This is a genomic window from Flavobacterium denitrificans DSM 15936 (genome assembly GCF_000425445.1).
Classification (GTDB): Bacteria; Bacteroidota; Bacteroidia; order Flavobacteriales; family Flavobacteriaceae; genus Flavobacterium; species Flavobacterium denitrificans.
Window position 1 is genome coordinate 14,192 of sequence record NZ_AUDL01000015.1, and the last position, 24,582, is coordinate 38,773.

General features: G+C 33.1%; 24 protein-coding genes. 11 read left to right on the plus strand and 13 right to left on the minus strand.

The window, feature by feature from the left end; genetic code table 11:
- Window positions 1–28: 28 nt before the first annotated feature.
- A complete protein-coding gene (locus tag H600_RS0110185) occupies window positions 29–1,183 on the minus strand; it encodes a M14 family metallopeptidase (protein WP_026728695.1) in 1,155 nt (384 codons plus the stop codon).
- 312 nt (window positions 1,184–1,495) lie between these two features.
- Between H600_RS0110185 and H600_RS0110190 the strand changes: the two genes are divergently transcribed.
- Window positions 1,496–1,969: a helix-turn-helix domain-containing protein gene (locus H600_RS0110190; protein WP_026728696.1), complete on the plus strand. Its 474-nt coding sequence runs from the start codon at window positions 1,496–1,498 to the stop codon at window positions 1,967–1,969.
- An 84-nt stretch (window positions 1,970–2,053) separates the two neighbouring features.
- Here the strand turns inward: H600_RS0110190 and H600_RS0110195 are convergent, their stop codons facing one another.
- The gene (locus H600_RS0110195; protein ID WP_026728697.1) at window positions 2,054–2,605 is read right to left on the minus strand and encodes a 1-acyl-sn-glycerol-3-phosphate acyltransferase; all 552 of its coding nucleotides are present in this window, start codon (window positions 2,603–2,605) and stop codon (window positions 2,054–2,056) included.
- A 67-nt stretch (window positions 2,606–2,672) separates the two neighbouring features.
- Here H600_RS0110195 and H600_RS0110200 point away from each other — a divergent pair, with 67 nt between their 5' ends.
- From H600_RS0110200 to H600_RS0110225, 6 genes are all read left to right on the plus strand, one after another.
- A complete protein-coding gene (locus tag H600_RS0110200; RefSeq protein ID WP_026728698.1) occupies window positions 2,673–3,338 on the plus strand; it encodes a spermidine synthase in 666 nt (221 codons plus the stop codon).
- A gap of 11 nt (window positions 3,339–3,349) precedes the next feature.
- Complete coding sequence (locus H600_RS0110205; RefSeq protein WP_026728699.1) at window positions 3,350–4,027, plus strand: peptidoglycan DD-metalloendopeptidase family protein; 678 nt, start codon at window positions 3,350–3,352, stop codon at window positions 4,025–4,027.
- Window positions 4,028–4,033: 6 nt separating this feature from the next.
- Window positions 4,034–4,507 carry a hypothetical protein gene (locus H600_RS0110210; protein ID WP_026728700.1) on the plus strand — a complete coding sequence of 158 codons (474 nt, stop codon included), beginning with the start codon at window positions 4,034–4,036 and terminating at the stop codon, window positions 4,505–4,507.
- A 12-nt stretch (window positions 4,508–4,519) separates the two neighbouring features.
- Window positions 4,520–5,044, plus strand: coding sequence for a hypothetical protein (locus H600_RS0110215; RefSeq protein ID WP_026728701.1), 525 nt, complete (start codon window positions 4,520–4,522; stop codon window positions 5,042–5,044).
- 52 nt (window positions 5,045–5,096) lie between these two features.
- Complete coding sequence (locus tag H600_RS0110220) at window positions 5,097–5,567, plus strand: nuclear transport factor 2 family protein (RefSeq protein ID WP_026728702.1); 471 nt, start codon at window positions 5,097–5,099, stop codon at window positions 5,565–5,567.
- Window positions 5,568–5,705: 138 nt separating this feature from the next.
- Window positions 5,706–7,448: an APC family permease gene (locus H600_RS0110225; RefSeq protein WP_026728703.1), complete on the plus strand. Its 1,743-nt coding sequence runs from the start codon at window positions 5,706–5,708 to the stop codon at window positions 7,446–7,448.
- Window positions 7,449–7,667: 219 nt separating this feature from the next.
- Here the strand turns inward: H600_RS0110225 and H600_RS0110230 are convergent, their stop codons facing one another.
- Complete coding sequence (locus tag H600_RS0110230; protein WP_026728704.1) at window positions 7,668–9,155, minus strand: aminotransferase class V-fold PLP-dependent enzyme; 1,488 nt, start codon at window positions 9,153–9,155, stop codon at window positions 7,668–7,670.
- A 184-nt stretch (window positions 9,156–9,339) separates the two neighbouring features.
- Between H600_RS0110230 and msrA the strand changes: the two genes are divergently transcribed.
- A complete protein-coding gene (msrA, locus tag H600_RS0110235; protein ID WP_026728705.1) occupies window positions 9,340–9,870 on the plus strand; it encodes a peptide-methionine (S)-S-oxide reductase MsrA in 531 nt (176 codons plus the stop codon).
- An 82-nt stretch (window positions 9,871–9,952) separates the two neighbouring features.
- On the plus strand, window positions 9,953–11,521 hold the full coding sequence (locus H600_RS0110240) for a protein adenylyltransferase SelO (RefSeq protein WP_026728706.1): 1,569 nt from the start codon (window positions 9,953–9,955) through the stop codon (window positions 11,519–11,521).
- Between the two features lie 178 nt (window positions 11,522–11,699).
- Here H600_RS0110240 and H600_RS0110245 read toward each other — a convergent pair whose 3' ends face one another.
- Together H600_RS0110245 and H600_RS0110250 are read right to left on the minus strand one after the other, a co-directional pair.
- The gene (locus H600_RS0110245) at window positions 11,700–12,665 is read right to left on the minus strand and encodes a YpdA family putative bacillithiol disulfide reductase (protein WP_026728707.1); all 966 of its coding nucleotides are present in this window, start codon (window positions 12,663–12,665) and stop codon (window positions 11,700–11,702) included.
- A 7-nt stretch (window positions 12,666–12,672) separates the two neighbouring features.
- Window positions 12,673–13,146: a CYTH domain-containing protein gene (locus H600_RS0110250; protein WP_026728708.1), complete on the minus strand. Its 474-nt coding sequence runs from the start codon at window positions 13,144–13,146 to the stop codon at window positions 12,673–12,675.
- Between the two features lie 263 nt (window positions 13,147–13,409).
- Here H600_RS0110250 and H600_RS0110260 point away from each other — a divergent pair, with 263 nt between their 5' ends.
- Complete coding sequence (locus H600_RS0110260) at window positions 13,410–13,943, plus strand: hypothetical protein (RefSeq protein WP_026728709.1); 534 nt, start codon at window positions 13,410–13,412, stop codon at window positions 13,941–13,943.
- 83 nt (window positions 13,944–14,026) lie between these two features.
- On the opposite strand, the gene H600_RS0110265 is transcribed toward H600_RS0110260, so the two are convergent.
- The 6 genes from H600_RS0110265 to H600_RS0110295 all read right to left on the minus strand — a co-directional run bounded on the left by H600_RS0110265 (window position 14,027) and on the right by H600_RS0110295 (window position 20,804).
- Window positions 14,027–15,070, minus strand: coding sequence for an o-succinylbenzoate synthase (locus H600_RS0110265; RefSeq protein WP_026728710.1), 1,044 nt, complete (start codon window positions 15,068–15,070; stop codon window positions 14,027–14,029).
- 97 nt (window positions 15,071–15,167) lie between these two features.
- A complete protein-coding gene (locus tag H600_RS0110270; RefSeq protein ID WP_026728711.1) occupies window positions 15,168–16,370 on the minus strand; it encodes a tetratricopeptide repeat protein in 1,203 nt (400 codons plus the stop codon).
- A 209-nt stretch (window positions 16,371–16,579) separates the two neighbouring features.
- On the minus strand, window positions 16,580–17,260 hold the full coding sequence (locus H600_RS0110275) for a metal-dependent hydrolase (RefSeq protein WP_026728712.1): 681 nt from the start codon (window positions 17,258–17,260) through the stop codon (window positions 16,580–16,582).
- Between the two features lie 23 nt (window positions 17,261–17,283).
- Entirely contained in the window at window positions 17,284–18,246 is a 963-nt protein-coding gene (menA, locus tag H600_RS0110280) for a 1,4-dihydroxy-2-naphthoate octaprenyltransferase (protein WP_026728713.1), read from the minus strand.
- 100 nt (window positions 18,247–18,346) lie between these two features.
- Window positions 18,347–19,180 carry a 1,4-dihydroxy-2-naphthoyl-CoA synthase gene (locus tag H600_RS0110285; protein WP_012024845.1) on the minus strand — a complete coding sequence of 278 codons (834 nt, stop codon included), beginning with the start codon at window positions 19,178–19,180 and terminating at the stop codon, window positions 18,347–18,349.
- A gap of 766 nt (window positions 19,181–19,946) precedes the next feature.
- Complete coding sequence (locus tag H600_RS0110295; RefSeq protein WP_026728714.1) at window positions 19,947–20,804, minus strand: CvfB family protein; 858 nt, start codon at window positions 20,802–20,804, stop codon at window positions 19,947–19,949.
- Window positions 20,805–20,936: 132 nt separating this feature from the next.
- Here H600_RS0110295 and H600_RS0110300 point away from each other — a divergent pair, with 132 nt between their 5' ends.
- On the plus strand, window positions 20,937–22,286 hold the full coding sequence (locus tag H600_RS0110300; RefSeq protein ID WP_026728715.1) for a M28 family metallopeptidase: 1,350 nt from the start codon (window positions 20,937–20,939) through the stop codon (window positions 22,284–22,286).
- Between the two features lie 44 nt (window positions 22,287–22,330).
- On the opposite strand, the gene H600_RS0110305 is transcribed toward H600_RS0110300, so the two are convergent.
- On the minus strand, window positions 22,331–22,672 hold the full coding sequence (locus H600_RS0110305) for a DUF2853 family protein (protein ID WP_026728716.1): 342 nt from the start codon (window positions 22,670–22,672) through the stop codon (window positions 22,331–22,333).
- A 90-nt stretch (window positions 22,673–22,762) separates the two neighbouring features.
- Window positions 22,763–24,424, minus strand: a complete 1,662-nt coding sequence (gene menD / locus H600_RS0110310) for a 2-succinyl-5-enolpyruvyl-6-hydroxy-3-cyclohexene-1-carboxylic-acid synthase (RefSeq protein WP_026728717.1) — start codon at window positions 24,422–24,424, stop codon at window positions 22,763–22,765.
- Between the last annotated feature and the right edge of the window lie 158 nt (window positions 24,425–24,582).

Genomic DNA, 24,582 nt, shown 5'->3' on the forward strand with positions numbered 1-24,582 from the left:
TATAAAAAACAACAAATTCACATAAAAATTAACTTTTTATCAACCCGTTAACAAATTTAATATTTTTATTTAAATAAAAATTTGCTTTTTGATTCGATTTCGGAAAATTATCGTGGTCGTCAGAATAAATTGCGCCTTTTGCGTCATATTCATAATGTCCAAAATAATTTTCTAATTCTCCTGCTTCAACAATGTAAGCATTAAAATGAATCTTATTTTCAATCAATTCTTCTTTGTATTGTGCGACAAAATTCGTAATAATTTCGATACCATCATAATTTATTTTGATATTTTTATACATAAAATCATAAAAAACCACTTTATTTTGTGAAATATTCAAATAATCACCAATTCTATTATGAACTAAATCGTTTTCGGAAATCAGTTTAAACGCCGTAATTAGTGAGAAAAATATGAATTTTCGCGTAATTTCCCTATCGTAATCGCCTGCATAGTGCCCTGCTTCAAATAAAATGGTTGGGACACCTAAAAACTGAAAAGTATCTCCGATACAATTAATATTAAAAGAATCATCAAAACGCCCAATTTGTCCTGGAATGTGTTTTTGCAACTCATCATTAATTCCTGCAATCAAGTTAATAGCAGTCAAACGGTTTGCGTTAACTTCTCTTTCTTCATTATAGGATGGTGCTAAAAATGAGACTGTTGCAGGTTTTCCAGTTTCTCCAGCGCCAAATATTGTTCTTTGGTCATGAAGGTTAAAGCAAAAATGAGGCTTGAAGCTCTCAAATACATCTCTTAAAACATTGCTTTCTGGCTGAGTTAAGTTTTGTGAATCACGATTTAAGTCAATTTTATTAGCATTTTCTCGTGTGTATAACTTCGCTCCATCTGGATTTAGTATGGGAATACTATAAAAGGTAAAAGTATCAAGCATTTTTTGAGCAAACTCTGAACCGTTATTTAATACATTTATAAAGTCAAATAAAGCTTTTGTCGTTGTACTTTCGTTTCCGTGCATTTGCGACCAAAGATAAACGCGTGTTTTACCTGTTCCAATTTGGTAACTATATATAGGTGCGCCTAGAACTGATTTTCCAATAACCGAAACTTGATTATTTGTGTTTAGTTTTTTCAATAAAGGCTCAATATGATCTAAAGTCAAGTAACGACCTGATATAGATTCTTCTTTGTTCTGATTAAATAATTCTTCTAAATTCATTGTCTTTTGATTTGTTTACAAAAGTAAACATCTTTATTTTTACAAATGTAAACTGCTGAAATTTGTGATAATTCAGAATTGTAAACAGAATTTATCGCTCTGCCAGAATGAATTTAAATTATAGTATTAACAAATGTTATTATAGAATAAATATAAAACTTTTTATTTTAATTTCAGTTAGTTACATCTAATATATTAAAGTATTAGTTTAAATTATATTATTTTATTTTTACATTTTGTAAGTCTAAAATTGGCGATTCAGTTTCTTTTTGTTACATTTGTAAACAGGTAAATCTTTTAATGTAATTTACAATGGTAAACATCGATGATTTTGTAAAAAGGCTTGAAATTATACTCGATTACTATACTTTAAATGCCTCTTCATTTGCAGATAAAATTGGCGTACAGCGCTCAAGTATGTCTCATCTCCTATCTGGTAGAAATAAACCAAGTCTGGATTTTGTCATGAAAATTCTTGAAGTTTTTCCCGATGTAGATTTATATTGGCTCTTAAATGGAAAAGGAAATTTTCCTAAAAACAATGAGGAAATGAGCATTCAAAAATTTGATGTTATTTCAGAAATTGAAAAAACATCCCCTCCTATTTCTTCAAATGAAAATTTTAATGCGTTTGATTTGTTTTCTGGAATCACCCCTGAAAAAGAAAAAGTAGAAACTAAAAATTCTACCCCAGTTAAAAATGAAATTTTTGCTTCAGAAGGAGAAGAAATCGAAAAAATTATCTTTTTTCATAAAAACGGAACATTTAAGGTATATATCCCGTAATTCAAAAATTTCGCGTATTTGAAAATTTTTAAAAATATTTTTCATTTAAGCGATTCTCACGCAATTGAAAAAATATCAAAAATTTTAGATTTGGATTCCGTTCTCCGGAATTTTTCCAACTACTCCTATATAATGTCTTTTTAAGATTTCCCAATCGGCCTCATAATTTCCTGTCGGATAAAACGGTTTTCCTAAATTAACTTCTTTTTTTCCCCAATCAAAAGCAACGGGAACAATTGGCACATTCGCTTTAAGCGCGATATAATAAAAGCCAGTTCTAATTTCGTTCACTCCTTTTCGAGTTCCTTCTGGAGCAACTGCTAAACGAAATATTTCTTTGCGATCAAAAATTGCAGCAATAGAATCAACTTTGTTCAATCCGCCAGAACGGTCAAGCGGTTCACCTCCAACATTTTTAAAATAATAACCAAAAGGAAATTTGAATAATTCCTTCTTTCCAACCCAATTCATTTGCAGTCCAGAAATACCACGCGTTAAAAGCCCAATATAAAAATCATGATTGCTGGTGTGTGGCATAACCATCAAAATGCATTTTTTTACATCTGCATTTTCGATTCCTTTGATTTTCCAGCCCATGAGCTTATAAAAGATGAATTTATATAGTTGTTTTTTCATTAAAAAAGAATATTATTTCTGCAAAATAAAAGATTTAAAATGTATTTTTGGGTAAAAGCCTTATAAAATGATTCAAAAACTGTTCAGTTATATTATCCCAATAAAAATTTTCAAAAAAAAATCATCAAGAAGCAAAACAATTGAAGTTACCTGGGCAAACGGAGAATTGGTTTTAGATTCTGAAAACACTAATTATTCCTATGGAAGCTTGCAGCGCATATTAAGATACGGACTTCGAAATATTGGCTATAACAAGGTTTTGAAAATGGATCATATTTTAGTTTTGGGTGTTGCCGGTGGCAGTGTAATCAAGACTTTGGTGGATGAAATTGGATATAAGAGAAAAATTACCGGAGTTGAAATTGATCCCGAAATGATTCAGGTTGCCAATCAATATTTTAATTTGAATGAAATTGAGCAACTAGAACTAATTATAGATGACGCGTTCGAATTTGTTTTAAAAACAAAAGACAAGTACGACTTAATTATAATTGATATTTTTGAAGATATCAAAATGCCGAATTTCCTATTTGAACGTTTTTTCAGCGAGCGAATTTGTTATTTGTTAAAAGATCAAGGTTTTGTACTTTTCAATACAATGATTTTAGATGAAGCACATAATGTGAGAAATAGGAAGTACATTTCAGAAATAAATCCTAAATTGTTTTCCTCAAAAATGCTGCCTCGAATTGAGGTTCACAATGAGTTAATTATAATCGAAAAAGTAGCCTAAATTTTATTTTTATGAAACCCCTTTCCGCCATTTTAAACGCCTTGCCGCCTACTAAAATCATTGATTCAAGTATCGATTTTTCAAAATATATCCCTTTAGATCTATCTGCAACTAATGAAGAATTGATGGACAGCCGACCAGAAAACGCTGTTGAATTTGAAGATTTTATTTCAAATTATCTAAAAAAAAACAATGCTGAAGTTGCTTTTGGCGGTTATATTGAAGGTCGTACCTTATATCAAAGAAGTACTATTTTTAGAAATGATTCAATTCCGGAACGCAATATTCATATTGGGCTTGATTTATGGACAAAATTAGGAACAACTGTTTTGGCCGCGCTTGACGGAAAAGTACATAGTTTTAAAAATAATATTGGTTTGGGAGATTATGGCCCGACAATTATTTTGGAACATGAAATTGAAAATGAAAAATTTTATACTTTATATGGACATTTATCGTTAGAAAGTTTAGACAACTTAACTGTCGGGAAAATTTTCAAAAAAGGAGAACAAATTGCAACGCTTGGAGAAGCTGCCGTAAATGGCGATTATGCACCACACGTTCACTTTCAGATTATAAAAAATATTGAAGACTATTGGGGCGATTATCCTGGAGTGTGCAATTCAAACGATCTCAACTTTTATATAGAAAATTGCCCCGACCCTAACTTATTATTAAAAATAACATAAATAGTTATGAAGAAAGCAGGATTGATTATATGTTTGTTATTGCTAATTGGATGCAAATCAAAAACTGTTAGTAGAGATACTGACGATTTGAAAATTAAGAAAATTGCAACTTCTGAAATTAATTCGAACCAACAGAAAAAAGCGTACGAATTAGGTAAACGTGTTTTAGAAACCTGCAATACTTCTAAATTTAAGCCATTTAACGAAACGGAAGTAACCAAGTCTGTAATGGAAAATACTACCGAAGAAAGACTGACTAAAACTTGCACAAGATTTAGACAGTATTACGGTAGTTTTATTGATTTGAAATTAGACGGCGTTTATAAAACCAAGAACGAAGTCATTTATCGTTATCATGCTTTGTACTCCAAAAAGGTAGCCAACAAAGAACTTAGAGTTTTTGTAGATGAAAATAATTTAGTTTCTGCCATAAAATCTATGGATTGGGATGAAAAATTTGATGCTAAAATAACCGAATAATAATCTGAATATATGAGTTTAAAAGTACCGCTGTTTTTATTACTGTTAATTACAAACTTTGCTAATGCTCAAGAAACTATAAGCGTAAAAGGCTCAAAACCTTATCCAGCAACACAGAATTATATTTTTATTTGTGAAAAATATGCTTTCTCAGGCGAAACAAATGTACAAATTGCAAAGACAGAAAAAGGCGGTATTTTGAAATTGACAATTGCAACTGCAAATGATCAAGCTCGAATTTCTGGCGGTGTTTATGTTGATTTAGCCAACGGCGATGTAATTCCGTGCGTTGACAAAAACGTCAAGGAAAGTGCAAATGGCAAAACAACAGCCTATTATTATTTTACTCCAGCAGAAATGATTAAGTTAAAAAAGACAGATATTCAAGCGATTCGTTTTATAATTGCTGGTGGTTCGAGCTCTTTTGGAAATCAAACCGGGTATTTTACGGCTGTAAACAGAAGTTCTTATTTTTCAACGGCCTACGACAAATCAAAAAAAACTTTCGATACTGCTAAAGAAATTAGCGTTTTATAAAGAAAAGACTTAAGATAATAAATATTATATTTATACTCTAATTAAAATCTAAATGAACGCCAACGAAAATTTAATTACAAAATTTTATACTGCTTTTGCAAACGCCGATGCGAAAACAATGAGCGAATGCTATCATCCCAAAGTTCATTTTATAGATCCAGCATTTGGATTACTAAAAGAAGAACAGGTTTCTAAAATGTGGGAAATGCTTCTTTTAAAAAGCAAAGGCAATATCAAAATTGAATTTTCACATGTCAAAGCCAATGAATTTTCAGGTTCGGCAAGATGGGTGGCTACCTATAATTTCAGTAAAACAAATAGGAAGGTTGTAAACAACATTTCTGCAGAGTTCGTGTTTCAAGACGGGCTTATAATTAAACACACTGATAATTTTGATGTTTGGAAATGGTCGAAACAAGCTTTTGGCTTTACCGGACTTTTATTAGGATGGACAGGATTTTTCCACAAAAAAATTCAAGAACAGGCTTTGTTGTCACTAAAAAAGTTTCAGCAATCCACATAATCTTCTTAACCTGAACATTCGAAATTCAGATTAACTAGATATAATTCAGTTTCTTCCACGAAACTATGCGCATAAAAGATTTTAGTTGTTTTGTTGCCATTTTTTATAAAGTTAATCATGCTTTAATTTCGAATAATCATGAAAGAAGTTGTACACAAAAAATTAAACCAGCTGCAGGCGACAGCCATTTGTGGCAACGATATTAGCTCTTCTTGCCTTTATGTTTCGGCATTGACTATTTTGTATGCAGGGCAATATGCTTGGATTTCCTTATTGATTGTTGCAGTCGTTTTATTCTTATTCCGAAAAATTTACGGAGAAGTTGTTGGTGCAATTCCTTTGAACGGAGGAGCTTATAATGTTTTATTAAACACTTCTACAAAACGTTTGGCATCACTTGCTGCTACATTAACTGTTTTGTCTTATATGGCAACAGCCGTAATTTCAGCATCCGAAGGAATGCATTACTTACACGGAATTTTTGAAGGGCTAAACATTACCATTGCAACAGTTGTGATTTTGATAATTTTTACTTGTTTGGCAATCTTAGGAATAGGCGAATCAGCATTTGTAGCAGTCATTATATTTATTACGCATATTACAACTTTGACTTTGTTGGTCTTGGCGTCGATTTGGTTTTTACTTTACAATGGATTAGACACTTTTCATGTAAATTGGCAAACTCCTCTTGCCACAGGAAATATTAAAACGGCTCTTTTTCTGGGGTTTTCTGCGGCAATGCTCGGAATTTCAGGTTTTGAAAGTTCTGCAAATTTTGTCGAAGAACAAGAACAAGGAATTTTCCCAAAAACACTTCGCAATATGTGGGCAATTGTCAGTTTCTTTAATCCCGTGATTGCTATTTTGTTGATTAGTGTAATTCCATTGACTGAAGTTGGCGAAAACAAAGAATCTCTTTTAGCTCACTTAGGCGAAACAACAGGAGGTTCATGGTTGGCTTGGCTTATTTCTATTGACGCTGTTTTAGTTTTATGTGGAGCTGTATTAACCTCATTTGTAGGTGTTTCGGGATTGTTAAACCGAATGACATTGGACAGAATTCTACCTAACTATTTTCTAAAACAAAATAAAAGAGGTTCTCATTACCGAATTGTAATCAGCTTTTTAATTCTTTGCATTTCTGTCCTTTTTGCCACAAAAGGTCATTTAGAATCATTGGCCGGAGTTTATACTTTTTCGTTTTTGGCAGTAATGGCCCTCTTCGGAATTGGAAATTTACTACTGAAATTCAAGCGCCAAAAACTTCCAAGACCGGAACGCGCGCGAGGAATTGCAGTTGTGGCAGCAGTAATTTTTGTTATTGCAGCTTTTATAGGAAACATGGAATTAAATATTCACTCGTTTTACACCTTTCTAAAATACATGATTCCATCCTTGGTTTTCATCGGAATCATGCTCAATCGCGTCATGCTCATTAAACTTTTGATAGAAGCGCTCGAATATTTTTATCAGCCCTTGCGCCGAATGGTTATTTTGAGTAATCGCTATCTTCAAAATTTAAGTATCAAAATTAATTCACAGGAATTTGTTTTTTTTACGAAAGGCGATGACATAGCAATTTTAAATAAAGTTTTGCAATATGTCGAAAATAATGAAACGACTAAAAAGTTAAAAATTGTTCATGTCAAAAAAGACGAAGCAATGAACAGTGCTTTGAAAAAAGATCTTGAAGTTTTAGACCGGGCTTACGACGATATTGACATTGAATATCTGGAAATAAAAGGAGAGTTTGGCCCTGATATGATTGACGAGCTTTCAAAAAAGTGGAATATTCCTAAAAATTTCATGTTTATAGCTTCTCCTGGAAATAAATTTTCTTACCGAGTTTCAGATTTAGGCGGAGTCCGATTGATAATGTAATCGTAATTTTTAGAAGCAGAAAAACTCGTTTTCAATTCATCTTAAGTCCCGCTATCCACTATATCTTTTATGGTGAACCCCACCATAAAAGGATGCCGTTTCTATCGGGGCTAATCGAGAAATATCATTTTCAAAAGAGACATACAAATCAAACCCGACAGTCCCGAAGCCTCGAGATAAAACCTGTCGGTTTTACTATATAATAAAAAATTATTTTCTTTAAGACTTAAACCAGCTTTCTACTAATTCATCTTCAAATGAAGTCGCATCTTTATGAATAAATTCGTTTGTGTTTTTATTATAAGAATAATCAAAAGCCCAAGCTTCATGGTTTCTAGCCAGTTCTTTAATACTTTCGCATACGTAAGCAATTTCTTCATCAGTAGTCGTCGGATGAATCGACATTCTAATCCATCCTGGTTTTTTGATCAAATCACCAATCGTAATTTCGTTAACCAGTTTATTTGAAGTTTCTTGATCAACATGAAGCAAAAAGTGTCCGTAAGTTCCGGCACAGCTGCATCCACCACGAGTCTGGATTCCGAAACGGTCATTCAATAATTTTACGCCTAGATTAAAATGAAGGTTTTCAATAAAAAACGAAACAACACCCAATCTTTCTTTATGTTGGCCAGCTAATATTTTAATATTTTCGACTGGTTCTAATTGGTCAAAAACATACTCGACAATTTCGTGCTCGCGTTGCAAAATGTTCTCGATTCCCATTTCTTCTTTCAACTCAATAGCAAGAGCCGTTTTGATAACCTGCAAAAATCCCGGAGTTCCTCCATCTTCACGATCTTCAATATTGTCAATATATTTATGTTCTCCCCATGGATTTGTCCAGCTTACAGTTCCTCCCCCAGGACAATCCGGAATCATATTATTGTATAATTTTTTGTTGAAAATCAAAACTCCCGAAGTTCCAGGCCCGCCTAAAAATTTATGAGGCGAAAAGAAAACAGCATCTAAATATGCTTCAGGATCTGCTGGGTGCATATTGATTTCTACATAAGGTCCTGAACAAGCAAAATCAACAAAACAAACACCATTATATTGGTGCATTAATTTTGCTGCTTCATGAAAAGGCGTTTTTAATCCCGTAACATTAGAACATGAAGTAATCGACGCAATTTTTATAGTTCTGTCCTTGTATTTTTCTAAAAGTTTTTCTAAATGCTCAAGGCTAAAAAGTCCTTTTTCGCATGACGGAATAATTTCAACATCTGCAATCGTTTCTAACCAAGAAGTTTGATTAGAATGATGTTCCATATGCGAGATAAAAACAATTGGCTTTTTTTCAGCTGGAACAGTAGTACAACTCTTTAGGTTTTCAGGGATTTTTAATCCTAAAATACGCTGAAATTTATTGACAACTCCCGTCATTCCAGTTCCGTCAGTAATCAAGACATCATCATGATTTGCATTTGCATGGCGTTTGATAATATGTCTGGCATGATGATATGCTTTTGTCATGGCAGTACCTGACACAGTTGTTTCAGTATGTGTATTGGCTACAAAAGGCCCAAATTCATTAAGAAGTTTCTCTTCAATAGGGCGATATAGCCTTCCGCTTGCAGTCCAGTCGGTGTAAATTATTCGCTTTTTGCCAAATGGAGAAGTGAATTCTTGGTTAATTCCCACAATATTTTGACGAAAATCCTGAAAATAAGTTTCTAAACTGATGGTATTATTTTTGCTATTCATTATGTGTGCCTGAGTTTGATTGCAAATATATTGCTTTTTTATACAATTGCGAATTTATCAATACTAAACTTCAAATTTTAAAGAACCAATCACTATCTTTAAGTATTTAGTTCTTTTTTTAATAAATTATCATAATATTCTATCGGATTAATAGGCATTAAAACAATAAACACTACTATTTATTATGGGAAATTTAGCAACAGCTACTTTTGGTGGCGGATGTTTTTGGTGTATTGAAGCTGTAATTCAGCGTTTAAACGGAGTAAAATCTTTAAAATCAGGTTATTCAGGTGGTTTTATTAAGAATCCACCCTATCGAGAAGTATGTACTGGCAGAACAGGACATGCCGAAGTCATACAAGTTACATTTGACCCTGACATTATTTCATATCACGATTTGATTTTTATATTTTTGACAAGCCACGATCCTACAACGTTGAATCGTCAAGGTGCCGATGTTGGAACACAATATCGCTCAATTGTTTTGTATCATGATTTAGAACAAAAAGAAATCGCTGAGCAGGTCTTTCAAGAAGTACAGCCTTTTTACGAAGATAGAATCGTAACAGAATTAACTCCTTTTGAAGTATTTTACATTGCCGAAGAAGATCATCAAAATTATTACAATAACAATCAAGATGCGCGTTATTGCCAAATCGTGATCGATCCAAAAGTACAGAAATTGAAAAAAATGTACGCTGATCGATTAATTTAATTTTTAGCCACAGATTTAAAGGATTTACGTAGATTAAAAAAAATTAAATCTCTGTAATCAGTGAGAAAAAAAGAAAAATAAAATGAAAAATCTAAAAATAAATAATCGATTTACTGCCGAATTGCCTGCTGATCCTGAATTGTCAAATGAAGTTCGTCAGGTAAAAAACACCCTGTTTTCGTATGTAAATCCAGCAAAACCTTCAAATCCAAAACTGATTCATGCTTCAGAAGATGTTGCTGCATTAGTTGGTATTTCAAAAGATGAAATTCATTCACAAGATTTCTTAAATATATTTTCAGGAAAAGAAATTCTTCCTGAAACACAGCCGTATGCCATGTGTTATGCTGGACATCAATTTGGGAATTGGGCCGGACAATTAGGTGACGGCCGTGCAATTAACTTAACTGAAATTGAACACAATAATCAGTTTTATACACTTCAATTAAAAGGTGCAGGAAAAACTCCATATTCAAGAACTGCTGATGGTTTGGCTGTTTTGCGTTCTTCTATTAGAGAATATTTATGTGCGGAAGCTATGTATAATCTGGGTGTTCCCACTACTCGATCGCTTTCTTTAATTCTCTCCGGAGATCAGGTTTTGCGTGATATTTTATATAATGGAAATCCTGCTTATGAAAAAGGTGCTATAGTGTGCCGAGTTGCTCCATCATTCATCAGATTTGGAAGTTTCGAAATGCTTACCGCTCGAAATGAATTAAAAAATTTAAAGCAGTTTGTTGAATTTAATATTAAACATTATTTTCCAGAAATTACAGGTGAGCCAAAAGAACAATATTTGCAATTCTTTAGAAAAGTAGCAGATACAACCCGTGAAATGATTCTGCATTGGCAACGCGTTGGTTTTGTTCATGGTGTAATGAATACAGATAATATGTCGATTCACGGAATTACAATTGATTACGGCCCGTATGGTTGGCTGGAAAATTATGATCCAAATTGGACACCAAACACAACCGACAGCCAAAATAGAAGATATCGGTTCGGGAATCAGCCTGGAGTAGCGCAATGGAATTTGTTCCAATTAGCAAACGCACTTTATCCATTAATTAATGAAGCTGCACCATTAGAAAAAATTCTTGAATCGTTTATTAGTGATTTTGAATTTGACTACAAAGAAATGTTTTTAAGTAAATTAGGATTGTTTACTGCAGCTGATGCTGACGGTGAATTGATTTCGGATTTAGAAAATATTTTGCAACTGACAGAAACCGACATGACAATCTTTTTCAGAAATTTATGCTCGGTAGAAAAAACAGATTTTGCTCCAGAAGCGATCGAAAAAATCAAATATGCATTTTATAATGTTGATGAAGTTTCAGGACAAATCCTGGAAAACTGGACAAGATGGTTCGCTTCTTATTTGGAAAGACTAAAAGCTGAATCATTATCAGATGAAGAACGTTCCCAAAAAATGAACTTGATCAATCCTAAATATGTACTTCGAAATTATATGGCGCAATTGGCGATTGATGCTGCTGAGAAAGAAGACTACTCTTTGATTGATGAGCTTTATACGCTTTTGCAAAAGCCATACGATGAACAACCAGAACACGAAAAATGGTTTGCAAAACGACCTGATTGGGCACGATCAAAAGTAGGTTGCTCAATGCTTTCTTGTAGTTCATAAAGTTTTTTGGCTACCACTCTAGCTATAGCAAATAAGCGAAAGAATTCAAGATTTTTTTTTCACGCAGATTTAAAAAGATTTGTACAGATTCAAACAGATTTTACAAATTAAATCGGAGTGTATCTGCTTAAATCAGCGGAATCTGCGTGAAAAAAAATCGTGAATTATTGGCGAAAAGCTATTTTGAAGCAATATAATCTAAAATCATTTTGGCATGAATTCTTGAGTTTTCAATAAACCATTTATGTGTCTGCATGCCACCACACACAACACCTGCAAGAAATAATCCTTCAATATTAGTTTCCATCGTTTCCATATTATAAACTGGAATTTTCAATTCGTCGTTTGAAAGTTGAATCCCAATGCTTTCTAGAAAATTCAAATCAGGTTTATAGCCTGTCAATGCAAGTACAAAATCGTTTTCAAGCGTCACTTTTCCGTTAGGAGTTAAAATTTCCACTTCATTTTCTTTTATTTCTGTGATATTTGACTCAAAATAAGCTTTGATGCTTCCTTCCGCAATTCGGTTTTCAATATCGGGTTTAACCCAATATTTTACTCTATTATTAATTTCATTCTTGCGAATAACCATTGTAACGTTTGCTCCTTTTCGCCAACATTCCAAAGCTGCATCTACAGAAGAATTATTTGCTCCAACAACCAAAACATTTCGGAAAGCATATTCATGCGCTTCTTTGTAATAGTGACGAACTTTTGGCAACTCCTCTCCTTTTACATTCATCGTAATTGGAATGTCATAAAATCCGGTCGCAATAATTACATTTTTTGACTTATAAAAGTTCTTGTTTGTGGTAATTTCAAAAATTGAATTTTCATTCTTCTGAATTCCAGTAACTTTTTCAAATAAATTAATATTGAAATTAAAATAGCGATGAATATTTCGATAATATTCTAAAGCTTCTTGACGACCAGGTTTGGGCGCCAGACAATTAAAAGGAATATCTCCAATTTCTAATCTTTCTGCGGTGGAAAAAAAAGTCATATATAAAGGATAATTGAAAATGCTATTTACAATTGCACCTTTTTCGATAATTAAATAACGTAAATTTTTCTTTTGAGCTTCTATTGCGCAGGCAAGACCAATTGGACCGCCACCTACAATAATCAAATCATAATCTGTCATAAATCAGTTATTTTTGCCAGTCTTTAAAAGGTTTTTTGCTCAAATAAGCATTATAATACCGCTCATCATTTGTTACTTCTTCTCCGAGCCAATTTGGTTTTTCAAACGTTTCTGTTTCAGACTTCAATTCTATTTCAGCAATAATTAAACCTTCATTTTCGCCGTAAAACTCATCAACTTCATAGACATGATTTCCAGATTTGATTTCAAAACGAGTCTTTTCGATTTTTCCTTTTTCACACAATTTCAGCAATTCCGTAGCTTCTTCTAACGGAATTTCATTTTCCCACTCAAAACGAGTCATTCCTCCTTGATGCCCAATTCCTTTAATAGTTAAAAAGCCTCTTTCTCCTTTAATTCTAACACGAACTGTTCTTTCAGGAATTGAGCTTAAATAACCCTGAGCAATTTTATTTTGAGTAAAAGCCTGTTCTTTAAAATCTTCTGATTTTACAAGAAACTTTCGTTCAATTTCAACCATTTTGATGCTTCAATTAATTTTTACTGCAAGTTACTCAATTTAATTCAGTATCTAAATTGATAAAATGAGTCTCGATGTCGTTTCTGATTTAATAAATTAGAAAAACAAATCAAATTAACTGATTATTAATACTTTAAGATTTGTTTTTTGACTAAATTTGATTGACCCTAAATACAATTGATTTTCAATGTTTTTGGAAATAAAATTTAAAGCTGTCCACATTTCAGCAGTTCAAAAATTATCAAAATTTAAAATGTCTGATCATGAACATTATGTCTTTTTTAATACCGACACTAGTAGGTTTGATTTTTGGGATTTTAGGTTATCTACTAGGAAGAATGAGTTCGAAGAAAGATGTTTTGCTTGCTATATCTTTGCAAGAAGATCTAGATGTATGCAAAGCTACTGTCAAGAATCTAAATCAAAAAATAAACAGTCTTGATGCTGAGCTGGCTACGAAAACAAAACACCATTACTCGGAATTACAACCACAATTTATATTTGACAAAGAGATTGCTCTAACCATTTTAGGCAAAAAAGTAAAAAATAACGACTTGAAAATTGTCGAAGGAATTGGAGTCAAGATCGAATCATTATTTATAGAAGCAGGAATTACAAGTTGGCACGCATTATCCATAGCTTCTACAGAGAAACTACAATCGATTTTAGATGCCGGCGGTGAGAACTACAGCATACACAATCCTAGCACATGGGCAAGACAAGCATTAATGGCCTACCAGGGAAAATGGCAGGAACTTAAGGACTGGCAAGCTAATTTATTAGGAGGAAAAGAGTGAAAAAAAGATACAAAGATGCAGAGTGACAAAGGCACAAAGTTTTATATTTTGGGACTTTGAACATTTGTTACTTTGTTACTTTGTTACTTCGTTACTTCAAAAATATCCCAACTTTTTGAAGTATTGTACCAAAGCTGTCCTTTTGAAACTTCAAGCGGACAATCAAAATTATTGGTGTAAAGTGCGCCAGTTCCTAAACCTTGTGGCATAATAGAGTTTTGCAAAAAAGTCCATTGTGCAATGGCGTTTAAACCGATATTGCTTTCTAGTGCTGATGTAATCCACCAACCAATTCCGTATTTGTCTGCTAAATCAATCCATTCTTTTGTTCCTCTGAAACCGCCAATAAAACTGGGTTTCAAAATGATATATTGTGGCTGGATTTCTTTTAATAGTTTCTCTTTATCTTCAAACGAAAAGACACCAATTAATTCCTCGTCTAATGCAATTGGAAATGGAGTTTTTTTACATAACTCCGCCATTGTTTTTGTGTTTCCTTTTTTGATTGGCTGTTCAATACTATGAAGCTGGAATTTATCAAGTTGATGTAATTTATCTAAAGCCTCATTTAAAGCAAAAGCACCATTGGCATCTACTCTGATTTCTATTTGTTCTGGCGAAAAATGACTTCTTATAAATTGCAACAAATCCAATTCTTTTTGGAAGTCGATTGCTCCAATTTTAAGTTTTATGCAAGTAAATCCTTCTGCTAATTTGGTTTCGATTTGTTGTTTCATAAACGATTCATCGCCCATCCAAACTAAACCGTTTATTACAATTGATTTTGTATTTGAAGTAAAATCAGACGGAAATAACAAATAAGGGGTTTCACTTTTAAGCGATAAAAAAGCCATTTCAATTCCGAATTGAATTGAAGGAAATTCCAGCATAGCTTCCCATAATGCTTTTTCTCCTAAATGAATATTCTCGCAAACCCACTTCAGTTTTTCTTCATAATCATCACGATCGTCAGCACTTAAACTTCTTAAAATTCCGCACTCGCCTATTCCTTTCTTGTGATTTTCTTCAAGAATGATAAACCAGGTTTCCTTTTCAGTCATGATGCCTCGTGAAGTACCTGACGGGACTTTGAACTGAAGCATGTACTTGTAATAATTAGCTTTCATCTTTTTTGAGGTGCTAAGTGGCTAAAGTTTCAAGTTTCTGAGGAGCAATAATGCTGAAAAAAACTTAGCATCTTAGCAACTTAGAACCGTAGAAATTTTAATTATAAAGTTTTAGAATTTTCTCAAAATCCTTTGATGGCAAACCTGCTTTTTGAAAAACTGCAAAATCAGATTTTGTTTTGTCTTTCCAGCTTAGGCTGTCAGTAACATTCTGATCTTGATATTTTTTATAGATTGCTTTAGCATCACTGTATTTATTAGTAATTAGATACAAATGTGCTAAATTCAATTTAACTAACAATTCAGTATCATCCAGCTTTTCGCCTTCTAGTAATAATTTTAGTGCTTTCTCGTACTGTTTGGTTAAAACATAACAATAACCTATTGAACTGTAATCTAAAGCAGTTCCTTTTCCATCTTTTATAATAGTACTTAATTTCGGAATAGCTTCGTTGTATTTTTGTTGCTTGATTAATGACGAAGCCTGATTTCTTAGGTCATTGAAAACATTTTTAGAAATATCAGCATCTTTATAACAAGCATTTCCAAAGTCTTTATAAACTTTGTTTTTTTCGATTGGAAGCAATTTTTGAAATTCATTGTAGCGATACTGCTTCATGATTTTATCCAAAATGCAAACACAAAAATCATCAGAATTGGCCATTTTTTGTGCCATTGTTGATGTTTTGCACAAGCTTATAATATCATTTTTATTATCCTGATTCCAACCACGGTTTAATTTTACGTCAACCCACGGCACAACTTCCAGAACAATTTTCTGTTTTAACAGCCAGTTTTTGCTATGAAATCCGAACCAAATATTGCTTATGGTTTGTCCTAAACAAGAAGATTTATCTAACGATAAACGCTTAGCATCTTTGCTCAATGGTTCTTCTTGAGCATAACAGGCTTTGTCAATTTTTCCGTCATCAATGTATTTTTTTGCATTCTCTCCCGAAGTAAATAATGCATAAGTACAAGTATCGTCTCCAGAAATTTTAGACATTAAAAACATGGCTCCAGCCGAGCCTTGACTGATTCCGCTTGGATCTGGAATTGATTTTAAGACCGAAACCAAACTGTTTGCCATTTGCTGATTTTCGTCTAAAAGTGTAATTCTATAAACGATTTCAGTTGTTCCAACTGGCAAATCTTCTGTTTTTATTGTGATTCGATCACGCGCAGAAACTATTATTTCTTTTGTGGTGGCACGTTCTTTATCCCAATAACCATCTTTTTGAGCAAATGCATTGAACGAAAAAGTAATTAAAAGAGAAGAAATTATTTTCTTAAAGATCATATAGAATGGTCGTTTTTTTGTTGTCAATTTCATAATCGAAATAATATTATAAAAAAGTATGCCAAAATTATTTCTTATGAAACCAAGTGCCTTAGTCGCAATAAAGGCGGGGCTTCCCAATTTAGAAGAACAAGGCTTTTAGCCCTAGGTTTTGTTTATCGGGAATAAAGCCGAAAGCGGATTACCGCCAACTTTCGGCTATTCTTATTTTATAATTCGATTGATTCGCCAATTTCTAACAACATCAAATCCTTTCCTTTGTCAAAGAATTTTTTGATTGCTTCTTCATGATTGATCTCAATGTAGCCAAAAGTATCAAAATGATATCCTAGGATTTTATCGCATTCCACAAAATCTGAGGCGATGATAGCATCTTCAACATCCATGGTAAAATTATTTCCGATTGGAAGAATTGCTAAATCTAATTTTGTACGTATTGGAATCAGCTTCATATCCATTGTAAGCGCAGTATCTCCAGCGATGTAAATATTTTTGTGCTCGCTTTCGATTACAAACCCACCAGGATTTCCTCCGTAAGTTCCGTCAGGAAAAGAACTTGAGTGAATTGCATTAACATATTTTACTTTTCCAAAATCGAATTTCCAGCTTCCGCCATGATTCATTGGATGCGCATTAAAACCTTTTTTTGCATAGTGACTTGCGATTTCTGCATTAGATACAATAACTACTGCACTGTGAAGTTTCGCAATAGCTTCAACATCTAAAACGTGATCAGCATGCGCGTGTGTCAATAAAATATAGTCGGCTTTTAATTCTCTTAAGTCGATTGCTGCTGCAGCTGGATTTCCTGTAATAAATGGATCAACAATAATATGTTTTCCTCCAACTTCGATGCCTAATGAGGCGTGTCCGTAAAATGTTATTTTCATGGTTTTATTTATTAAGTTGAACTTTATCTTCCGCCAAGGAAAAGATTTACGATGATGTCTGAAATCAATGAAATCATACAAACTGTCAATAAAATAGAAAGCAAGAAAGTACTCAATGCTACTTTTTTTAATTCTGGATCTAAAAGCTTAGGATTTTGGTTTTTAGAAACTGTAATTAAATGTTTAGTTAAAGGAATATAAGCCAATAAAAACAGATATTGATCAAAATGATAGTCACTTAAAATCGCAAAAACAACTACTAAAATCATAGCTGTAATAATTAATGTAAAGTGATAAATTTTAGCTTTTGCTCCGCCAATTTGAACTACAATTGTATTTTTTCCTGATTTTCGGTCTGATTCTTCATCACGCATATTGTTTAGATTCAAGACGCCTACGCTTAATAAACCAATTGAAATTGCTGGAAGAATCAACAATGGATCAACTTCTTTAGAATACAAAAAGTTAACGCCCAAAGTACTTACCAATCCGAAGAAAATGAAAACAAAAACATCTCCAAATCCTTTATAGCCATAAGCTGAATTTCCTACTGTATAACGAATTGCGGAAACTATTGCGGCGATTCCTAATAATAAAAAGAAAATCGAATAACCGAAATTATCTTTTCCGAATGCAAAATAAATCAATATTATAGCTGACAAAAGCGTTAATAAAGATGTGATTATGATTGCTTTTTTCATGGCTTGAGCCGTGATTTTTCCGCTCTGAATTGCACGTTGCGGCCCTACTCTTTCGGCATTGTCAGTACCTTTTACTCCGTCGCCGTAATCATTCGCAAAATTGGATAAAACCTGTAAACCCAAGGTTGTTAAGAGCGCAAAAGCAAAAATTTTCCAGCTAAAAACCTCGGTTGGTGTTAAATTATTTTCGGTTGGATTGATGGATGCATAAACGCTTCCAACAATAATCCCAGAAACTGATAAAGGCAATGTGCGCAGTCGTGCGGCTTCAATCCAATGTTTCATTATTTTATTTTTAGTTTTTTAGATTGGGGTTTCAGGTTTCAAGTTTCAGGTTTAAAACCCGAAACCTGAAACTTAAAACTGTTTTTTAAACTTATTTAGTTTATGGCAACCATTTATTTTCGCCAAAGTTTGGTTTTCTTTTTTCTAAAAAGGCATTTCTTCCTTCTTTTGCTTCTTCAGTCATGTAGGCTAAACGTGTTGCTTCACCGGCAAAAACTTGCTGACCAACCATTCCGTCATCCGTCAAGTTCATAGCAAATTTCAACATTTTGATTGAAGTTGGAGATTTTTGAAGAATTTCCTGTGCCCATTCGTAAGCAGTCGCTTCTAATTCATCATGTGGAATCACGGCGTTTACCATTCCCATTTCAAAAGCTTCTTGAGCAGAATAATTTCTTCCTAAAAAGAAAATTTCACGCGCTTTCTTCTGTCCAACCATTTTAGCTAGATAAGCAGATCCGTAACCTCCGTCGAAACTTGTTACGTCAGCATCAGTTTGTTTAAAAATAGCGTGTTCCTTACTTGCCAAAGTCATATCGCAAACTACATGCAAACTATGGCCGCCACCTACAGCCCATCCTGGAACTACAGCAATAACCACTTTTGGCATAAAACGAATTAATCGTTGCACTTCAAGAATATTTAATCGGTGTTGTCCATCGTCTCCTACATAACCTTGGTGTCCGCGGGCATTTTGGTCGCCACCGCTGCAAAAAGAATAAACACCATCTTTAGTTGACGGCCCTTCTGCAGAAAGCAAAACTACGCCAATTGAGGTATCTTCTTGCGCATCATAAAAAGCTTGATATAATTCAGAAGTTGTTTTTGGGCGAAAAGCATTTCTCACATTTGGTCTGTTGAAAGCAATTCTGGCAACTCCATTGCATTTTTTATAGGTTATATCTTCAAATTCTCTGGCTGTAATCCAATCCATTTTTATTTGTTTGTTTTATAATTATAGTGTAAAAATAAAGCATTTTTACATTTTTACCTACTCAATTTTATTTAAGTCTTGCACCAAAACGGCTCCGAATGTCAACAATTGGTATTTACTTACAAAAAATAACACTTTTTAACATTAGTTTTAAAAAATAATAATTAATTTTACACCCTAGAAATCAACGAGATACAATTTATTTTGTTGATATAAGATTGATTTTCTTTCACTGATTTATTAACCTAAAAAATGATTTTTTTGAGAAAATTTAAAAAATTTGTCGCTCATTTTTTTATGGTTCTAATAAGTAATAAAACCAAAAACAGTGGGCAAATGATTTATGCGTTTGTTAAGACTTCAAAAGGGAGATAGTAACACCTACGGTTAAACAATAGAATTGTTCAATGTAATTAGTATGTTAAAATTGATTACGAAAAGAGGAAAAAATACTAACTGAAACTTTCTAAAAGTTATTTTATCAAACCAAATGGATTAGCCGTGAAATCGAGCTTTTGCAAATAAAAATGAATGTATTGATTGTTTAAAAGACATACCCATGATGAAAAGTAATTTCTAAAAGTAATAAAGCTATTATTTTTTAAGTGGATTCGAATTATTTTATTTCTGTTTTTTTTTAATTACAATTTTTTTTAAAACTAGAATAAAAAGAGAAAGGCTGCTTGTAATGAGCAGCCTTTCTTGTTATAATAGTATTAAATTCCAAAATAAAATCCCAAATTTCAACCTTTTGGAATTTAAGACTTTAGTTTTCTTTTACAAGATAAATTCCATCGTCTTTTATTTCGATGAGTTTCTCTTTATACAAAGCTCCAATTGCTTTTTTAAAAGTCTTCTTGCTCATTTTCAAGACGGTTTTGATATCTTCGGGATGAGAATTGTCATTTAGCCTCAAGAAGCCTCTATTGGCTCTTAATTCCCCTAAAATCTTCTCTGCATTCGGCTCAATGCTTTCATAACCTTGTATTTGCAATGCAACATCTATTTTATTGTCAGGGCGAATGTTTTTGATGTAACCGCGCATTCTGTCTCCGGTTCTTATTGAATCGTCATACACTTCATCTTTGTATAAAAGGCCTTTGTGCTGCTCGTTGATAATGACATTAATTCCCATATCTGTAATATGCGAAACGATCAAATCAACTTCTTCTCCTTTTTCAACCGTCAATTGATCGTTGCTTAAAAACTGATTGGTCTTGCTTGACGCTACCAAACGATTTGTTTGTTGGTCCATATACAAATAAACCAAATAGCGTTTCCCTTTTTCCATTGGACGGGCTTGTTCTTTGAACGGAACAAGAATATCTTTTTCCATTCCCCAATCCATAAAAGCACCAACTTGATTGATGTAATTCACTCTCAAAAGTGCAAATTCATTCAACGTTATATAAGGTTCAAGCGTAGTTGCTACTGGTCGCTGTTCGTGATCCAAATAAACAAAAACAACAAGCTCTTCGCCTATTTCAAATTCATTTGGAACATATTTATTTGGAAGCAAAACATCGTGAATTCCTTCTGGGTCATTTTCAGGATTTCCTAAAAACAAGCCAACTTTAGTATCACGCAATATTGTTAGTGCATTGTATTTTCCTATTTTAAGCATATTCTTTAAGTTGTAAGGTGCAAATGTACGAAGTTTGGGAATGGTAAACCGAAAAATGTTAAAGAACGCTGCATTTTGTCATAGTTTATTCCTTTTAATTACATTTGAAAACCTATAATTAACACCAAATAAATGAAAAAGACCCTTATCTACGCAGCTTTTGCATTTTTATTTTTTACTCAAGCTTCTGTTGCACAAGTTTCTGAAGACTCGGAAATCAAAAAAATGATTAGCGAAATTAAAGCTGAAAACCTTGAAGCAACCATCCATAAATTAGTTTCTTTCGGTACTCGACATACCTTAAGTGACCCAAAAAGCAAAACCAAAGGAATTGGCGCTGCTCAGCAATGGGTGAAAGCTGAGTTTGACAAATTTGCTTTGGAATCAAATGGAAGATTAACTGCCGAGATTGATTATTTTGACGTTAAAGCAGATGGCAAAAGAATCAATGTCGATAGTAAGATTGGAAATGTAATGGCAACCTTAAAAGGAACAGATCCAAATGATAATCGCGTACTGATTATCAGTGGACATCTTGACTCAAGGGTTTCTGATGTTATGAATATCAAATCAAATGCTCCAGGTGCAAATGACGATGGTTCTGGTGTTGCGGCTGTGATTGAACTTGCAAAAGTAATGAGCAAAAGATCTTTTCCTGCTACGATTATTTTTGTTGCTGTAACTGGTGAAGAACAAGGATTAATTGGCGCACGCCATCTTGCTGAAAAAGCAAAAGCAGAAAACTGGAATATAATTGCAATGCTCAACAATGATATGATTGGAAACAGTTTGTCAAGTGGAACTAATTTAAGAGACAATACACAAATTCGTGTTTTCAGTGAAACTATTCCCTATTTAGAAACTGAAGAAGAAGCTAAAATGCGTAAGGCAATTAGCCGCGATAACGATAGTCCTTCTAGGCTTTTGGCTCGTTATATCAAAACCGTTACCGAACAATATGTAGATCAGCTGAAAGTAAAATTGGTTTATAGAAATGATCGTTTTTTGCGTGGTGGCGATCATACGCCATTTAGCCAAAACGGATTTACAGCAGTTCGTTTTTGTGAAATGAATGAAAACTTCGATCATCAGCATCAAGATTTGAGAACAGAAAACAATGTCGTATATGGAGATTTGCCCGAATTTATGGATTTTGATTATTTAAGAAAAAATACTTGTGCCAATTTAGCGACTTTAGCCAATCTTGCTTCATCGCCAAAAGCTCCCGAAAATGTTGGGATTGAAGTTAAAAAACTATCCAATTCATCTACTTTGATTTGGTCAGCTCCGGAAGGAAAAGCGCAATATGGCTATCAAATTTTAATGCGAGAAACTTCATCTTCACATTGGGAGAAAACAATTTTCGTGAAAGAGACACAAGCAGAAATTCCTTATTCTAAAGACAACTACTTTTTTGCTGTTCAGACGGTGGATGCTTTAGGTCATGCAAGTTTGCCAATTTTTCCAATTCCAATTAAATAAAAAGATATTAAAAGAAAAAGCGCCTAAATTGGCGCTTTTTTGTCTTATTTATAAACACTTTCTTTTTTAAAGTGAAGTATCAATAAATAGTAGGCAACTACTCTGTATTTGTGCTTATTAGCATGACCATATTTCTCAATCATTGCTTGAATACCTGCATCTAAATCAGGCCCGTCTTTCAATCCTAATTTTTTAATCAGAAAGTTTTTCTTTACAGTATCTAACTCAGATTGTTGTGACGATGCAACCGTTGAAGCATCAGCATTGTAAATTGATGGTCCGCAACCAATGGTTACTTTTGTAAGCAAATCCATATCTGGTGTTATTCCACATTTTTCTTTTAAATCTGAAGCATACTTCTTAATTAGTTCTTCTCTAGCGCTCATAAATTTTAATATTGGTTACAATTAATGCAGCCAATTTAAAACTTAAAACAATTCGAATCTAAAATTTAACACTATTTAACTTACAAATAATCAAATTAATTCTTTAAAATATTGTTTTAAAATAACATCATTTTCGGCTGTTGGAGTAAATATTTCAAAAATAACTGGAGTTTCATTTTGAGAATAAAATATATCTATATTTTCCTTTAATGATTCATTATCAGAAGCCTTTAAATATTCAAACTGATACATTTTTGCTAAATGCTCTGCCGTTAATTGGTGTGAAGTTTCAAAATAAGTATTAAAAACAGGTTTCTCTTCATGTCCAGGCAAAATTCTGAAAATTCCTCCTCCTCCATTATTAATTAAGATAATTTTGAAGTTTTTCGGAATGTAAGAATTCCACAAAGCGTTGCTGTCGTATAAAAAGCTAATATCGCCAGTTATAAAAATACCTTGCTTCTCGCTTCCCACTGCCGCTCCAATTGCTGTTGATGTACTTCCGTCAATTCCGCTAGTCCCTCTGTTGCAGAAAACTTCAATCGAATCATCAATGTCAATCAATTGTGCATAACGAATTGCTGAACTATTACTAATCTGCAATTGACTATCTTTCGGCAATGATTTGATAATTTCGTCAAAAACTTTAAAATCTGAAAAAGGTATTTTTTGTAGATATTCGTTTCGTCTTGCTTTTCTTAAATCATATACTTTTTTGATTTCAGAAAAATAATTGCTTTTTGTAAAATCAGTTTTAGCAAATAATTTAGTAAAGAAATCATTTGGTTTCATCACAAAATGTTCTGTAAGTGCCCCAAAAGTGTCATATGCGCGTAATGTATCAATGTGCCAATGCTGTTTCGGCTTGTACTTTCGCAAAAATCCTTTAATCCTTTTGGAAACAATCATACCTCCAAATGTGACTAAAATTTCTGGCTCAAGAGCCTTAAAATCAGTATCGTCAAATGGAGTAATTAAAGTATCAATACTATTAATAAAATTAGGATGATGCAAATTTGAAGTTGTTTCGGTTAGCACAACAACTGATGGATCATTGGCTAAATTTTCAATAATTGACGAATCAATTGTATTTGTTTCATTTACGCCAACTAAAACAAGTTTGCGCTTGGCTTTATTCCAAATTGAAACAAATTCAGCTTCATTTTCAATAATTTTTGTTTCAATAGCATTTTCTGGAATTGTAATTTTCGGTTCAACAGAAAGCGTTTCAACTGTTTCGTACAAAGGCTCTTCAAAAGGTGCATTAATATGTGCGGGGCCTTTTTGAAGGATTGAAGTTTCGATAGCTTTGTTGATTTTCAAATCATTTTCAGCAGAAGCCTCTTCAGTTAAATTGGCATTGAAAACTGAATGATTCGAGAAGACATTTTCTTGACGAATGGTTTGTCCATCGCCAATATCAATCTTGCTTTGCGGACGATCAGCAGAAATTACAATCAATGGAATTTGGCTGTAAAAAGCCTCAGCCACAGCTGGATAATAATTCAACAAGGCTGATCCTGAAGTACAAACAACCGCTGTTGGCTTTTTGGTTTGCTGTGCAATTCCTAACGCAAAAAACGCTGCGCAACGCTCATCAGCAATGCTGTAACATTTAAAATTTGGATTTTGTGCAAATCCTATCGTTAAAGGTGCGTTTCTTGAACCTGGAGAAATTATAATGTTAGTTATTCCTTTTGCTAAACAAATTTCGATAATGCTTTGTGCAAGCGGTATTTTGGGGTAAATCATTCCTGTGGCGTATTATTTTTATTGAAGAAAATCTAAAATTTCAATTTTCTTTTTCATATACAAAGTTACAAACTTCGCAGTTGATTTAACTTATAAATGGCAAGATATTAAGAAACATTCTCGAAAAAGGGAATATATTTGTAAAAGTGAATTTGTAC